This window comes from Nocardia rhizosphaerihabitans (assembly GCF_014646295.1).
GTDB lineage: Bacteria > Actinomycetota > Actinomycetes > Mycobacteriales > Mycobacteriaceae > Nocardia > Nocardia rhizosphaerihabitans.
The window spans coordinates 508,141-522,824 of sequence record NZ_BMNE01000002.1; the positions used below are offsets into that span (position 1 = coordinate 508,141).

A 14,684-nucleotide genomic window follows, 5' to 3' on the forward strand; every position below is an offset into this window, starting at 1 on the left:
GGTCGGATCAGCGGCCGGGGGCACGCTGGGTGACTTCCTGCAGGAACCAGCCGTTGCCGTCGGGATCGGTGAACGCGGCGAACGAACCGTAGGAGCGGCGCTGCGGATCCGCCCCGGGGACACGGCTTTCGGTTCCGGGGTGATGGAACACGCCGGTGGCGTCGCGGAACGGCCCCTCGACCTCGACCCCGCGCTCGGTCAGCTCCGCGACGGTCTGCTCGATATCGGTGACGATCAGGTGCAGGCCCTGCACGGATCCGGGCGCGGCCGCGCTGACACCGGTGCCGATGATGATCGAGCATTCCGAACCGGGCGGGGTGAGCTGCACGACGCGGTAGCCGTCGTCCACCGCGAAGTCGGCGTCGAGACGGAATCCGAGCCGATCGGTATAGAAGTCCTTCGCGCGGTCGACGTCGGCGACGGGCAGCACGATGACTTCAAGCTTCAAATCCATGATGTGTTCTCCTCGAGTACTTTTCGTGATTGGTCAGGGGGTGACACCCTGGGCGGCCTGCTCGATCACGTCGGCGACCACGTCGGGGTGCGAGACGGCGACCGAGTGCGAGGCTTCGACCTCGGTGACCCGGGAATGTGCCCGCTCGGCCATGAACCGCTGCGCCGCGAGGGGGATATTGAGGTCCTGGGTGGTGATCACGTCCCAGCTGGGCTTGTCGGTCCAGGCGGCGACGGTGGCCTTCTCCTCGAGCGCGGTCTGATCGATCGGACGCTGGGCGGCCGCGGCCAGGGTCGCGCGGTCCGCGGCGACGTCGGCGGCGAACTGGTCGCGGAACTTGCTCTGCTGGATGTACAGATCGGTGCCGGTGCTGCCGTCCGGGCGGGTGAAGGCGACCGGGTCGAGCGTGCCGGGCAGCGTGGACCCGGGGAACTTGGCGGTCAGCTCGAGCGCGGTTTCACCCGGTGCGGGCAGGAATGCCGCCACATAGACCAGCGCCTTCACCTGATCGTTGCCCGCCGCGGCGGCGCTGATGACCGATCCACCGTAGGAGTGCCCGACCAGGACGACCGGGCCGTCGATATGGCTGATCAACCCACGCACCGAGGCGGCGTCAGCGGCCGGTCCACGCAGCGGATTGGCCGCCGCGACAACGGGATACCGGTTCTCGATGAGCCTGTCGATGACGTCGTTCCAGCTCGATCCGTCCGCGAACGCGCCGTGGACCAGCACGATGGTCGGCTTCGGCGCGTCCAGGGTGGGGCCGGCATGGGTGGTGGTGCTCGCGGTACAGGCGACGGCGAGGCTGCCCGCGGCCACTACGGCCGTGATCGCCGCGACCGCTCGGCTGGAGCGTCGGATGTCGACCATGTCATGGTCCTTTCGGGAACGGTGAAGCAGTGCGGATTCCACAATGGGTCACGCGGCCCCGACGCCACATCTGTCACCTGACGCCGACCATGACGTAGTCACCATCGTCAGACCGGCGGAGTCCGGCGCGAAGCCCAGGTGCAGGCCGGCCGGCGCGCACCCACCGCGGGAGCGTCCCCGATCGGCTGGGACGGGCTGGAATACGTCAGTCCCAGCGTCATCCGACAGATTCGGGGCGAGGTCCCGGACAGCGATTGTTTTCTCATGGCTACTGTCCGTTTTCACCTGATGTCCACCCTGTCGCCCGCCGAGGTCGTGCACGTGCTCACCGATTTCGGGCCCACCCGTCCCGAGGCATGGCCGACGATCGATGCCGAGCACTTCGTCGTCCACGAGCGCGGCGAGACCTGGGCCGAGGTCACCGAAGGCACCGCTGCGGCGTGGGAGCGCGCCCGCTACGAGTGGGACCCGGCGGGCGACACCGTCACCATCACCACGCTGGACTCCAAACTCTTCGGTGCCGGCGGCGGCTGGGTCTTCCGCGCCACGCCCACCCAGGCGGGCTCCCGCGTCGATATCGAACTGACCAGGACCCGCGGGCGTTCAAGGGCAAGGTCCTGGCGGCGCTGCTGCCCCTGGTCGGGCCGTCCTCGCTGCGCAAGTCCTTCGCCGCGCCGCTGCGGGCCGCGTGATGTCGCTCCCGCCGCAGACCTCCGGCGCGCTCGCGCCGGGTACGCACGTCGTCGACTCCGACGGTGTCCGCCAGCGGTACCACGTGTACGGCAGCGGCCCGGTCTGCCTCGCTCATCCGGGCGGACCCGGCATCCACTGGGAGTACCTGCGCATGCCCGAGTTGGAACAACACCTGACCATGGTCTACGTCGAGGCCATCGGCACCGGCGGATCCGGCCGTCTGCCGACACATCCGCACGGCTACACCCGGGAGCGCTACAGCATCGCGCTGCAACGGATCATCGAACACCTCGAGGTGCCGACGGTGTATCTGCTCGGTCACTCGCACGGCGCGTTCGTCGCCGCCTACCACGCGATCCACCGTCCGGCCTGCCTCGCGGGCGTCATCCTCTACGAGGGTTCACCGGTGACCGGACCCGAGCACGGCGCGGAGGCTGCCCGGCGGCTCCGGGAATTCGCCGCTGCCCACGCTGATCGCCCCGAATTGGCCGAGGTGCTCGCGGCTTTCGGTGCGATGCAGGCCATTTCGAACGATGTGCAGACCCTGGCTGTCGCCCGCGGCATCTTGCCCGCCTACCTCGCCGACTACTGGGGTGACGAACGGCGCTGGGCTCCGGTGCGCGATGCGCTGCGCGCCGGCTACATCTCGGGACTGGACGCGATCGGATCTCCCGATCTCGTCGACGACCGCGCCGACCTGCCTGCGCTGACCGTCCCGGCGCTGGTCGTCGTCGGTCGCTTCGATGTCATCTGCGGACCGCGCTGGGGGCAGGAGCTGCACGAGCTCATCCCCGATTCGCGACTGCTGATCCTGGAGCACAGCGGCCACCTGGGGCATCTGGAGGAACCAGGGCGTTTCGCCGCCGCGGTCCGCGACTTCGCCTGCTCACCACAATCCCTGTCGTCACCGTGTGGCGGCAGCCGAGAAGGGCTCGTGCCATGAATCCGAGAAATCCCGAACGCCCTGCTGTCGCAGAGCTTTTCGTCTGTGGACCGATCGCGATGCTGATCTGGTCGGAGACCGCCGTGTTGCACGGTCGCGGACCGTCGGCACCGGAGTTCGTAGGACGTAGGTCATGAACAGCACTGTGACACCTACTGTTTCGGCATCCGAGCGTTCGTCGCTGATCCGACTGTCGCTGGGCCGCGGTGTCCTGGCGATCGCCTGGGCTCTCGCCTTCGCGGCAGCGCACGACCCGCTGGATGCCGTCGCGGTCATCCTGCTGGTCGGCTACCCGCTGATCGATGCCGTGTCGTCGCTGATCGACTTTCGCGCGGTGCCCGACGGCCCCGAGCGCCGGGTGACCGCGGTCAACGGCGCACTGAGCGCGGTCACCGCTGTCGCCCTCGGTATCGCCGGGACGACCGGCAGTGCGGCCGCGGTACTGGGCGTATTCGGTATCTGGGCGGTGCTGTCTGGCGCGGCCCAGCTGGCTGTCGGGCTGCGCAGGCGTGGCCCGGTGCTGGGCAAGCAGTGGCCGACGCTGATCTCCGGCGGACTGTCCTTCCTGGTCGGCGCGACCTATGTCGCCAAGGCCGCGGGCGAGTCGCCGTCCCTGGATGTCTTGTCCATCTACGCCACCGGTGGCGGTGTCTTCTTCCTCGCGCAGGCCGCGCTGCTGGTGTGGAAGGCCCGATCACTCCCATGACCACATTCGACAACCAGAAGGAGGACCCCATGTCAGCACGACTGCAGGGCAGGAAAGCTCTGATCACCGGCTCCACCAGCAATATCGGCCGCGCGACCGCGCTGGCCTTCGCCGCCGAAGGCGCGCACGTCATCGTCTCCGGGCGTGACCGAACCCGCGGCGAGGCCGTCGTCGCCCACATCCGCCGGGCAGGCGGGCAGGCCGACTTCCTCCGAGCCGACCTCGACGGCAGCCTCGCCGCCAGCCACGCCCTTGCCGCGGCGGCGATCGAACAACTGGGCGGACACATCGACATCCTGGTCAACAATGCCGGCATCTTTCCGCCGGGGACGACCCTGACCACCGACGAGCAGGCCTTCGACCGTGTCTACGCCGTCAACGTCAAAGCCGCCTTCTTTCTCACCCAGGCCATCGTTCCCGCGATGATCAGCCGCGGTAGCGGTGTGGTCGTCAATCTCGGATCATGGGTCGCGCGGCTGAGCCTGCCCGTCGGCGCCCTGTACGCCTCGACCAAAGGCGCGATGGAAACCCTCACCCGCGCTTGGTCAGCCGAGTTCGGGAGCCAAGGCGTCCGGGTCAACGCCATCGCACCGGGGGTCATTCTGGCTTCCGACGAGGACAGCGACACCGATCCTCCGGTCGGGCTGCTGATGCACGGCACCCCGGCCGGGCGAACCGGCCACCCCGATGCCGTCGCCGCCGCGGCGGTATTCCTCGCCTCCGATGACGCTGCCTTCGTCCACGGCACCGTCGTCGACGTCGACGGCGGCCGCACCGGCGTCGCGGTCGTCGCCGATGCGGGCGCCTTTCAAGCTGCCCGAACGGCCTGACGATCGAGCAGGTTTCCGAAGCTGTCGTCCGGGCCTAATCCGGGTTCGGGCACCGGGTTCGGCGTTGTTCGGCGCGGTGGGTGAGGGCGTCGACGATGCGTTGCCAGGACGGAGACGACTCGGAGATGCGCGAGGAGATCAGCTTGCGGGTCGTCTGTCCGCCGGTGTCTTGTGCGTGGGCGATTTCCCAGGCGTCCAGGTCGTCGATGAGCTGGTCGAGGCGGGGATCGTGGGGGTCCCAGTCGGCGGAGCGGTCGACGGCGAGGTAGAGGCGGGTGGTCTCCGGGTCGTCGAACTCGGCGTTCTTCTCCCGGATGCGGTGGGGGACGGCGTCCGGGTCCAGGGCTTGCAGGAGGATCCAGGAGTCGCGTTCGAGGAGTACCCGTTGTTCGCCGATTCCGAGGGCGCGCATGCGGTTCAGGATGGCGACGACCTCGGGTGGGAGGACGAGGCGTTCGCCGCTGTCCAATTCGGCGATCCGGCTGCGGTATTCGGTGAGCTGGTCGATCTTGCGCTGGAGGTCGGCGTCGATGTCGGTGATGGCCGCGGCGAATTCGGGGGGTTGGGCGTGGAGGAGTGCGTCGATTCGGGACAGGGGGACACCGGCGTCGGCGAGGGTTCTGATGCGGATGAGATCCACTGCTGCCTGGGCGGTGTAGCGGCGGTAGCCGGAGGCGTCGCGGTCGGGCTCGGGGAGCAGGCCGACATGGTGGTAGTGGCGGACGGTGCGCACGGTCACGCCCGCGGTGGCCGCGAGCTGGCCGATCGTGAGCACCGTCCTCCTCGGGTCTACGCCGAACATGATCGGGTCGAGTCTAGGTGCGCGCGACTCGGCCGACGACATCGCGAATGGCTTGCACCACGGCGTCGGGACGGTCGAAGCAGAGCCGGTGGTGCACGGTGTCGGCGAGGATTCGGTGGTCCCCGTACGAGAGGCCGCGCACCAAGGCCGCGTCCATTCGCCGTCGGCCGTCGTGCATCCGGCGCAGCGTCTCCGCCGGCTGGGTGGGGTCGGGGCCCAGCGCGCTGAGCGCGACCACGGGGACATCAGGAAGGCCAGGCCCGGCGTGGAGTTCGGCGGCCAGTGCGGTCAGGTTGCTGCGCTCGGCGATGCCGACGCGGGTCCATTCGGCGCTCTCCTTGGCTTCGACCAGCGATCGCCGGATGTGCTCCGGGTAGGCAGCGAGCAACTCGGTGCGCATCTGACGCATGGCCGGGCGCAGTTGTTCGAGCTGCTCGGGATCGGTGCCCATCCGCTCCGCCTCGGCCAGCCGCATCGCGGACGGCATGAACTCGTCCCAGTCGCGGTGCAGGCCGTCGATCCAGACCAGTCCGGCCACATCCCGCGGGTACAGCTGCGCGAACCGGTGCGCGTAGAAACCGCCGAGCGAATGGGGCGCGAGCACGTAGGGGCCGGGAATACGCTGGGCGCGCAGGAGCTCGCGCAGTTCGGTGGCGACCGCGGCGGCGGTGCGCGGCAACGGGAGGGCGTCGCTGTAGCCGGTGCCACCACGGTCGTACACCACGGCGGTGGTGAACTGCGAAACCTGTTGCTGGACACCGAAGTAGTCCAGGCCGACCGCGCCGGCGCCCGGCAGGAACACGACGGCGGGTCCGCCGCTGCCCGACCGGTGCACGAAGACGCGGTGGCCGTCGACTTCCTGGAACCCGCCGACCGGCGGCGTGAACCGAGTCGGGGGAGTGCTGTTGTTCGTCATGGGACCAGCCTCCAACCCTGACGCACGGTCAAGGTCAAACCCGGGCCTGGCGGGTCAGAACACCAGGTAGCGCAGGGCGAGGAAGCGCAGGCCACCGCACCCGGCCATGACGGTGAGCATGGCGCAGGCCTGAGTGAACTCGCCTAGGCCGGGGACGAAGGCGTCGAGTCCGGCCAGGGTGCCGGTGCTGATCAGCAGCCCGGCCAGGGCGAGTCCGCTGCCCTGGCACTGCGCCGCGAACCAGCCCACCTGATCCGCCGCCCGGAAAGTGAGACGGCGGTGCAGTTCGTTCGCGATCAGGGTGCTCACCATCGAGCCCGCGATATTGGCGGCCAGCGGTCCCAGGTCGGTGCAGGCCGGAAACAGCAGCACGTAGGCGATATTGCTGACGCCGCCGACCAGGGCGAAGCGCAGCAGCTGGGCGAAGCCGTGCTCGCCGAGCAGGAACTGACGGACTCGGGTGCGCAGGCCGGACCAGTCCGCGCGCGGCGCCGGGGCGAAGACGGAACCGAAGGCGGGGGCGGGGGCGATGCTGGTCATACCGAGAACCGTGGCCGAGCCCGCTGACGCCGACCTGACGTCTGGCTGACAAACGCCTGGCACGACGCGGCGGCGACGGTGTCAGCGGACGTGTCAGGGCGGTGTCAGCCCGGTATCAGCCGAGCCGGTGACTGTAGTTCCCATGAACAGCACAGCGATTGCGGCCTCCGGGCTGCGAAAGGCCTACGGGGACAAAACGATCCTCGACGGCATCGACATCACCGTCGGCACCGGCACGATCTTCTCGCTGCTCGGGCCGAACGGGGCGGGCAAGACGACCACCGTGAACGTCCTGACCACCTTGCTGAAGGCCGACGGCGGCACCGCCCGCGTAGCGGGCCACGACCTGGTGACCGAAACCGAAGCAGTCCGCAAAGCCATCGGCGTCACCGGCCAGTTCGCCGCGGTCGACGATCTGCTGACCGGCGAGGAGAACCTGAAGCTGATGGCGGATCTGCACCGTCTGCGTGGCAAGGCGGGCAAGCGGGTGGTCACCGAACTGCTGGAACGATTCGACCTGGTGGAGTCGGCGCGCAAGCCGGCGGCGTCCTACTCCGGCGGCATGCGCCGGAAACTGGATCTGGCCATGACCCTGGTCACCAAGCCGGAGATCGTCTTCCTGGACGAGCCGACCACCGGACTGGATCCGCGCAGCAGGCGCACCATGTGGGAGATCGTGCGGGAGCTGACCGCCGACGGCGTGACGATCTTCCTCACCACCCAGTACCTCGAGGAAGCCGATCAGCTGGCCGACCGGATCGCGGTCCTCGACCAGGGCCGCATCGTCGCCGAAGGCACCGCCGACGAGCTCAAGCGCCGCGTGCCCGGCAGCCACGTCCAGCTGCGGTTCACCGACGCCACGGAACTGGCGGCGGCGGCGCGGATCCTGCCCGGCGCCACCCCGGACGACGAGACGCTGGCCCTGCGCGTTCCCGGCGACGGCAGCTCGAAATCCCTGCGGGCCCTGCTGGATCGGCTCGCCGCCCACTCACTGGAGGCCGACCAGGTCTCCATCCACACCCCTGACCTCGACGACGTCTTTCTTGCCCTGACCGGGCACGCCACCACGGAGGCCGAACCACGATGAGCACTCTTTCCGTCACCGATTCCCTGTTCGACGCATCGGTCATGTTGCGCCGCAACTTCACCCACATCACCCGTTCTCCGGTCACGATCTTCAACGCGGCGCTGATGCCCGTGGTGATGATGCTGATCTTCGTCTACGTCTTCGGCGACGCGTTCGACGTCGGCGAGAACTACATCGACTACGCGGTACCCGGCATGCTCATGCTGGCCATCAGTTACGGCCTGTCCGGCACCGCGGTCTCGGTGAGCTCCGACATGACCACCGGTGTCATCAACCGGTTCAAGGTCATGGACGTCTCCCGCGGCGCCGTGCTCACCGGCCATGTCGCGGCGAGCATGGTGACCAACGTGGTCGCCATCGCCTCCGTCCTCGCCGTCGGCTTCGCGCTGGGATTCCGCTCCCCGGCGACCGCTGTGCAGTGGCTGGGCGCGCTCGGCGTCCTGCTGGCCACGGCCTTCGCCGCGGCCTGGCTCACCGTCGCACTCGGCATCGCCGCGAAAACCCCTGAAGCCGCGGGTATGTCGGTGGTGCCGCTGATCATGCTGCCCTTCGTGAGCAGCGCGATCGTGCCCGCGGAGAAGATGGGTCCCGGCGTCCGGCAGTTCGCCGAGTACCAGCCCTTCACCCCGATCATCGAATCCGTGCGCGGATTCCTGGCAGGCAACCCCTCCGCCGGCTACACCGCCGCTGCGCTCGCCTGGTGCGCCGGGTTCGCCGTTGTCGGATACCTGTGGTCGCGTGCCACGTTCACCAAGCGAGCGTGAGTGCCACCAGTTCCGGCCTGCTCGCCAGCGCACCCTCCCGCATCGCCTCGGTGAATTCCACATCACCGAGGCGATGTCGTGCTGTCTGCTCGATTCTGGCGACATCCGGCTGGGAACGATCGGGCAGCCCGCGCGTCGCGGTGCTCGCCGCGAGCAGTCGCGCGGCCTGCTCGTACTGTTCCGCGCGCACCGCCAGGTCCGCGATGCCGACGAGCACCTGGGCCATCAGCGGAGCGTGGCCTGCCGCCGACGCCGCCTCGAAGGCCGAATTATGGTGCGCGCGAGCCTCATCGAGGTCATCGGCGAGGTAGCCGAGCAGGCCGTGCACCATCGCAGCGACATTCGGATGTTCGGCATCGCTGCCGAACAGCGTGCGCGCGAGGTCGAGCTGCTGGAGTGCCAGCTCGGTGTCACCGCGCCAGCGCGCCAATTCCACACGCGCCAAGGCGACTTCGGCCAGGGCTGTCGGCCAGCCGGTCCGGTCCGCGCAGCGCTGTGCTTCGGTCAGGGCGGCGGTGCTCGCCTCGGCATCGTCGAGCAGCCAGTACAGCTGGGCCTGCCGGGATCGCATCCCGACCACGTCCTCGATCGCGCCGACCTCGGTGACCACCCCGATCGCCTGCTCGTACAGCTCACACGCAGCGACGAATTCGCCGCGCAGGGCGGTGCGGTTCGCCAGTTCGGTCAGTGCGAACGAAATCCCCCAGCGCTCACCGAGGGCACGGAACTCGGTGAGCGCCTGGGCGAGATATTCGTCCGCCTCCGGCCCGTCGTGGCCGAGGACGGTGCGCAGCTTGCCCAGCTGTAGGCGCGCCAAAGCCCGCGCCCAGGGGTCGTCGTCGGTGAGCACCGCTTCGAAGGCGGGCAGATAGTGGTCAGGGCCGCCCAGCATGCGTTCCAGTGCGGCGGTGAAGCGCAGCGACGGATGGCTGCCCTGGCTGTCACGGCCGAAGCGGTACGCCTGGTGGATCCATTCCGCCACCTGGTGTTCGTCATTGCGTCCCGAGGTTCCGAAATGCACGGCCAGCCCGTACACCGTGGCCCTGGTCTCGTCGTCGACCTCGCCGGGCACCTCGGCGGCCGCGACGACCAGCTCGCTGCCCTCGGCCTTGTATCCGCCCAGCCACCAGTACCAGCCCGCTGCCGCGGCGAGCCCCATCGCCCCGGCCGCGTCACCGGACGCGAGCGCGCCACGCATCGCCGTCGCGATGTTGTCGTGCTCGGCGTCGAGGACGGCGAGCCACTCCAACTGCTCGGCGCGGCGCAGATGCGGCTCGGCGGTGGCGGCGAGGTCGGTGAAGTACGCCAGATGCGCATGGCGTGCGGACTCCGCGTCGCCCGCCTCGGCGAGCCGGTCGGCGGCGTACTGCTTGATCGTCTCGAGCATGCGGTAGCGCGGGACCTCGTCCTCGGTGACGAGCAGCAATGATTTCTCGGTCAGGGCGGTGAGCAGCTCGAGCACCTCCCACTGTTCGACCTTGCCCGCGCAGACCTGTTCGGCCGCTTCCAGACTCGCGCCGCCGGAGAACACCGAGAGCCGGCACAAGACCATCTTCTCGGCGTCGCTGAGCAGTTCCCAGCTCCAGTCGACAACCGCCCGCAACGTTCGGTGCTGCGGGATGGCGGTGCGGCTGCCGCCGGTCAGCAGGCGGAAGCGGTCATCGAGCCGGTGGGCGAGCTGATCGAGGGACATGGTGCGCAATCGGGCCGCGGCCAGTTCGATCGCCAGCGGTATCCCGTCGAGTGCCCGGCAGACCCGCGCCATGGTCGCCAGGGTGCCCGCATCGGTCGCGAGGTCCTTGCGCACCGCGCCCGCCCGGTCCCGCAGCAGCGCGACGGCGGGGGAGGTCTCGATCTCGCGGGCATCCGCGCCGTCGGCGGGCAACGTCAGCGGCTCGACCTGCCACAGCGCCTCGCCGGTGATGCCGAGCGGTTCCCTGCTCGTCGCGAGGATCCGCAGTCGCCTGCACTCGCCGAGTACCCGGTGGGCGAAGGCCGCCGCCGCCTCGATCACGTGCTCGCAGTTGTCCAGGATCAGCAGCGTCTCGCGGTCGCGGATCGCCGCGATCAGCCGGTCCATCGGGTCGGCGTTCGGGGCGTCGCCGAGCAGCGCGTCCCGGAGTCCGAGCGCGGCGAAGGCCGACTGCGCCAGGTCGCCACTGCCGTCGGCAGAGGCCAGTTCCACCAGCCAGGCGCCGTCGGGTAGATCGCCGAGCATGGTGCGCGCGGTCTCAACGGCCAGCCGGGTCTTGCCCGATCCGCCGGGTCCGGTCACGGTGGTAAGCCGGTGTGCCGCAATGAGTTCACGGACCGCGGCGATGTCGGCGCGCTTGCCGACGAAGCTGGTCAACTCGGCGCGCAGGTTCGTCGTGCGTGCCGCGGGCCTGCCCCCTACTTCGCCACGCAACAGCGCGACATGCAGCGCGGACAGCTCCGGTGACGGGTCTACGCCCAGTTCGTCGGCGAGGGCCTCCCTGGCGCGCTGGTACACGGTCAGCGCCTCCGCGCCACGGCCCGCGGCGCCCAGTGCCCGCATCAGCGCGGCAACGAGCCGTTCCCGCACCGGATGCTGGGACACCAGCTCGGTCAGCTCGGCTACCACTTCGGGGCCACGGCCGAGCCGGAGTTCGGCTTCGTAGCGATCCTCCATGGCGGCCAGGCGCAGCCCGTCGAAGCGCGTGATCACCGCGTCGAAGGCCGCGCTGTCGCCGATGTCCTGCATCAGCGGACCGCGCCACAGGTCGAGGGCTTCGCGTAGCAGCCGCGCCTGGTGCGCGTCGTCGCCGCCGCGCGCTTGGTCGAGAAGTTGTTCGAAACGGATGGCGTCGACCGCGCGAGGTTCCACCGTCAGCCGGTATCCACCCGCCTGCACCTCGACAGCCCCGTCGGGCAGCGCCCTGCGTAAGCGGGAGACCAGTGCCTGCAGGGCGTTCGCCGCGTCGGCGGGCGGCTGCTCGTCCCAGATCCAGTCGACGAGTCTCGACTTCGGGACCGCGCGACCTGCTTCGAGTGCCAGCGCGATCAACAGCGCCCGCAACCGAGCGCCCGGTACCTCTATCGATCCACCGTCCCCTGTTCGGATCTCCAGCGGCCCAAGCATCCCGATCTGCACCCGGCCCATTGTGCCTCGGACGTCAACGGGTCGCGACACCTGCTTCGACCGGCCGGAATTCGTGTCAGCGGGTGCGTCAGGCCGGTGTCAGGTCCGTGTCAGCGGCGCTCGCGACAGTAGTCACATCAACCGAACGGCAACACCCACCGAGGAGCACGAGATGATCACCTTCCAGACCCCGGCCCCGATCGCCGTCACCGTCGAAGTTCTCTCCGCCGGTGTCACTGTCATCGCCTCCGATCGCAGCGACACCACCGTCGAGATCAAGCCCGCCGACGCGACCAAGAAGGCCGACGTGCGCGCCGCCGAGCAGACCACCATCGATTTCACCGACGGCGCGCTGACGGTGACCACGCCGAAGAGCTGGCGCACCCACACTCCCTTCGGTGGCAACCCCACCATCGAGGTGACCATCCAGGTCCCCGACGGCTCGCAGCTGAGGAGCACCGCCGGTGTCGGGCACCTGCTCGGCGCCGGTGCGCTCGGCTCGTGTGACGTGACGGTCTCGCTCGGTGACATCGTCATCGAGCGCCCGCAGGGTTCGGTGACCGCGAAGGCAGCCAAGGGCAACATCCGCATCGGTGAAGCAGTCCGCGGCGAACTGCGCCTGGAGACCTCCGTCGGCGAGCTGGAGGTCGGCATCAGCCCCACCAGCGCGGTGCGCCTGGAGACCAACACCACCAGCGGCACCGTGCACAACATGATCAGCCCGGTCGCCGCGGCGCACGACCCGGCCGACACCGTCGAGGTGTTCGCGCGAAACAGCGTCGGCGACATCGTCATCGGGCACATCGTCGCCGCGTGAACGGCCTCGGCCACCGCATGGGCCGCGCCGAACCGGTGCGGCCCATGCCGATTCAGCGCTCCGGCGCATATCCTCGACAAGGAGAAACCGATGAGTGAATTTCCCGTCCCGCACGGCCTTCCGCAGCATCGCGATGCCGGCCCCTTCGATCCGCCCAGCGAGATCACCCGGCTTCGCGAGGCCCGCCCCGTCAGCCCACTGATCTTCCCCGACGGTCACGAGGGCTGGGTGGTCACCGGCTACGAGGCGGTCCGCAGGCTCCTGGCCGACACCCGGTTCAGCTCCCGCCAGGACCTCGGCATCGTCCATGTGGCGTACGAGACCCCCGGCATGCCCGTGCAGACCGAGCCGTCGCCGCAGATCCCGGGCTTGTTCGTCGCCATGGACCCGCCGGATCACACCCGGTTGCGGCGCAAGCTCACCGGCGCCTTCACCGTCAAGCGGATGAAGCAGCTCGAAGACCACATCATCGAGATCACCGAGCGGCAGCTGGACGAGATGGCGCGCCTGACCCCGCCGGTCGACCTGGTCACGGAGTTCGCGCTGCCGGTGCCCTCGCTGGTGATCTGCGAACTGCTCGGCGTCCCGTACGAGGACCGGGCGACCTTCCAGGTCAATTCGGCCCAGTTCCTGGTCAAGGATCAGGAACTGGAGCAGAAGATGGCCGCGTACGGCGCGATGACCTCGTACCTGGCCGACCTGGTCATGCGCAAACGCGCCGAACCCGGCGAGGACATCCTCTCCGACCTCGCCCGCGACGAGGATCTCGGCATCGAGGAACTGGTCGGCATCGCCTTCCTGCTGCTGCTGGCCGGTCACGAGACCACCGCCAACATGCTCGCGCTCGGCACCTTCGCGCTGCTCGAGCACCCCGGGCAGCTGGCCGAACTGCGCGCCGACCCGGAGCTGGTTCCCAACGCCGTCGAGGAGCTCATGCGCTACCTCTCGGTCGCCGACATCTTCTATCGCTACGCCACCGAAGACATCGAGCTCTGTGGCGAGACGATCGGCAAGGGCTCGACCGTGGTCATCTCGCTGCTGGCCGCCAACCGCGACCCCCTGCGCTTCGACAACCCCGACACCCTCGACGTGCACCGCACGGCCCGCGGCCACGTGTCCTTCGGCCACGGCGTCCACCTCTGCCTCGGCCAGCAGCTGGCCCGCCTGGAGATGCGCGCCGGCTTCACCGGGCTACTCCGCCGCTTTCCCACCCTCGAACTCGCCGTTCCCGCGGCCGACGTGAAGCTCAAGGCCGACATGAACATCTACGGCGTCCATGAACTGCCGGTCACCTGGACGGACCGCTAGAGTCCTGAGACCCATCGCCGCCGGGGGACCTCAGAGCTGGGTGACGCACACGACGAATTTGCGCTGGTTGTAGACGAATCCGAAATTGCCCGACTCGCATTGGTTGGCATCGGCGACGCCGTGCTTGACGTCCAGCACCTTCACGCCCTTGGTGGTTCCCCCGGTGGCGCAGTCGATGTGCATCGGCTCCTTCTTGCCGAGTTCCAGGCAACCGCCGACCACCCAGTCGATGTCCATGCACAACGAACCCTGCTCGACCGCACCCACCCGCTCGCTGTAGGTCTGATCGGTGTCGGTCGGGCAGGTACCGCCCATGGGGGCCTTGTCGAAGATCTTGTAGCTGGAAGGGTCACTGCCGCAGGTGGTCTTCTCGACCGTGACCTGCTCGCCCTCACCCTCGGCCACCACGCAGTCACCGACGGCCAGCTGGATCGCGATCGGCGTTTTGGCGGCCGAGCTGAGCGTGGCGACGGGGGCGGGTAGCTGAGGTTCGACCGGCGCCGACGGCATGTTCGTGCCCGATGCGGCTGCCGCGCTGACGTTCTCGGCCGGATGCCCGCTGCCCGCGATATCGTCCGAGGTCAGGGTGATCGCGGCCACCATCACCACGGTCGCGAGCAGAGCGGCTGAAGCGATGAAGACGGTCAGGACTAAACCGGCTTGAACACGTTGGCGTGACACGGACAGTCCTCCAGAGCTTTACTGTTGCACCTCGAATCAAGCAAATGCTTACACCATGTGACGCGCGCTCGTCGAATCACCTGTTCGGCCAAACGGATTCGGTCAAATGACTAGGTCACGATCCGGCAACGATGCGCGGCCAGGTCTGGCCGATTGCCATTCCCTGCCACAAG

At 68.9% G+C, this 14,684-nt stretch carries 14 protein-coding genes; 7 read left to right on the forward strand and 7 right to left on the reverse strand.

Annotation, left to right across the window (positions count from 1 at the left end; all coding sequences use genetic code 11):
* Positions 1-7 precede the first annotated feature (7 nt).
* Both IEY60_RS08730 and IEY60_RS08735 read right to left on the reverse strand, forming a co-directional pair.
* Positions 8-454, reverse strand: a complete 447-nt coding sequence (locus IEY60_RS08730; protein WP_189025918.1) for a VOC family protein — start codon at positions 452-454, stop codon at positions 8-10.
* A gap of 33 nt (positions 455-487) precedes the next feature.
* Positions 488-1,324 carry an alpha/beta fold hydrolase gene (locus IEY60_RS08735; protein ID WP_189025920.1) on the reverse strand — a complete coding sequence of 279 codons (837 nt, stop codon included), beginning with the start codon at positions 1,322-1,324 and terminating at the stop codon, positions 488-490.
* Positions 1,325-2,015: 691 nt separating this feature from the next.
* On the opposite strand from IEY60_RS08735, the gene IEY60_RS08740 reads away from it, so the two are divergent.
* From IEY60_RS08740 to IEY60_RS08750, 3 genes are all read left to right on the forward strand, one after another.
* Positions 2,016-2,960: an alpha/beta fold hydrolase gene (locus tag IEY60_RS08740; RefSeq protein WP_189025922.1), complete on the forward strand. Its 945-nt coding sequence runs from the start codon at positions 2,016-2,018 to the stop codon at positions 2,958-2,960.
* A 133-nt stretch (positions 2,961-3,093) separates the two neighbouring features.
* Positions 3,094-3,666 carry a DUF308 domain-containing protein gene (locus IEY60_RS08745; protein WP_189025924.1) on the forward strand — a complete coding sequence of 191 codons (573 nt, stop codon included), beginning with the start codon at positions 3,094-3,096 and terminating at the stop codon, positions 3,664-3,666.
* 29 nt (positions 3,667-3,695) lie between these two features.
* Positions 3,696-4,496, forward strand: coding sequence for an SDR family NAD(P)-dependent oxidoreductase (locus tag IEY60_RS08750; protein WP_189025926.1), 801 nt, complete (start codon positions 3,696-3,698; stop codon positions 4,494-4,496).
* Positions 4,497-4,530: 34 nt separating this feature from the next.
* Here IEY60_RS08750 and IEY60_RS08755 read toward each other — a convergent pair whose 3' ends face one another.
* Genes IEY60_RS08755 through IEY60_RS08765 form a run of 3 tightly spaced genes read right to left on the reverse strand, consistent with a single transcriptional unit; the run spans position 4,531 to position 6,754 of the window.
* Complete coding sequence (locus tag IEY60_RS08755; protein ID WP_189025928.1) at positions 4,531-5,271, reverse strand: MerR family transcriptional regulator; 741 nt, start codon at positions 5,269-5,271, stop codon at positions 4,531-4,533.
* 40 nt (positions 5,272-5,311) lie between these two features.
* Positions 5,312-6,214 carry an alpha/beta fold hydrolase gene (locus IEY60_RS08760; protein WP_189025930.1) on the reverse strand — a complete coding sequence of 301 codons (903 nt, stop codon included), beginning with the start codon at positions 6,212-6,214 and terminating at the stop codon, positions 5,312-5,314.
* Positions 6,215-6,268: 54 nt separating this feature from the next.
* Complete coding sequence (locus tag IEY60_RS08765) at positions 6,269-6,754, reverse strand: GtrA family protein (RefSeq protein ID WP_189025933.1); 486 nt, start codon at positions 6,752-6,754, stop codon at positions 6,269-6,271.
* A 142-nt stretch (positions 6,755-6,896) separates the two neighbouring features.
* Here IEY60_RS08765 and IEY60_RS08770 point away from each other — a divergent pair, with 142 nt between their 5' ends.
* Positions 6,897-7,841 carry an ATP-binding cassette domain-containing protein gene (locus IEY60_RS08770; RefSeq protein ID WP_189025935.1) on the forward strand — a complete coding sequence of 315 codons (945 nt, stop codon included), beginning with the start codon at positions 6,897-6,899 and terminating at the stop codon, positions 7,839-7,841.
* Complete coding sequence (locus IEY60_RS08775) at positions 7,838-8,605, forward strand: ABC transporter permease (protein ID WP_189025937.1); 768 nt, start codon at positions 7,838-7,840, stop codon at positions 8,603-8,605. The genes IEY60_RS08770 and IEY60_RS08775 overlap by 4 nt, the downstream gene beginning before the upstream one ends.
* On the opposite strand, the gene IEY60_RS08780 is transcribed toward IEY60_RS08775, so the two are convergent.
* Complete coding sequence (locus IEY60_RS08780) at positions 8,589-11,717, reverse strand: BTAD domain-containing putative transcriptional regulator (protein ID WP_189025939.1); 3,129 nt, start codon at positions 11,715-11,717, stop codon at positions 8,589-8,591. The two genes, IEY60_RS08775 and IEY60_RS08780, sit on opposite strands and share 17 nt — an antisense overlap.
* 160 nt (positions 11,718-11,877) lie before the next feature.
* Between IEY60_RS08780 and IEY60_RS08785 the strand changes: the two genes are divergently transcribed.
* Positions 11,878-12,522: a DUF4097 family beta strand repeat-containing protein gene (locus IEY60_RS08785; protein WP_189025941.1), complete on the forward strand. Its 645-nt coding sequence runs from the start codon at positions 11,878-11,880 to the stop codon at positions 12,520-12,522.
* Positions 12,523-12,612: 90 nt separating this feature from the next.
* Complete coding sequence (locus tag IEY60_RS08790) at positions 12,613-13,830, forward strand: cytochrome P450 (protein ID WP_189025943.1); 1,218 nt, start codon at positions 12,613-12,615, stop codon at positions 13,828-13,830.
* Between the two features lie 30 nt (positions 13,831-13,860).
* Here the strand turns inward: IEY60_RS08790 and lppU are convergent, their stop codons facing one another.
* Positions 13,861-14,511: an LppU family putative lipoprotein gene (gene lppU / locus IEY60_RS08795; RefSeq protein ID WP_189025945.1), complete on the reverse strand. Its 651-nt coding sequence runs from the start codon at positions 14,509-14,511 to the stop codon at positions 13,861-13,863.
* Positions 14,512-14,684: the final 173 nt, after the last annotated feature.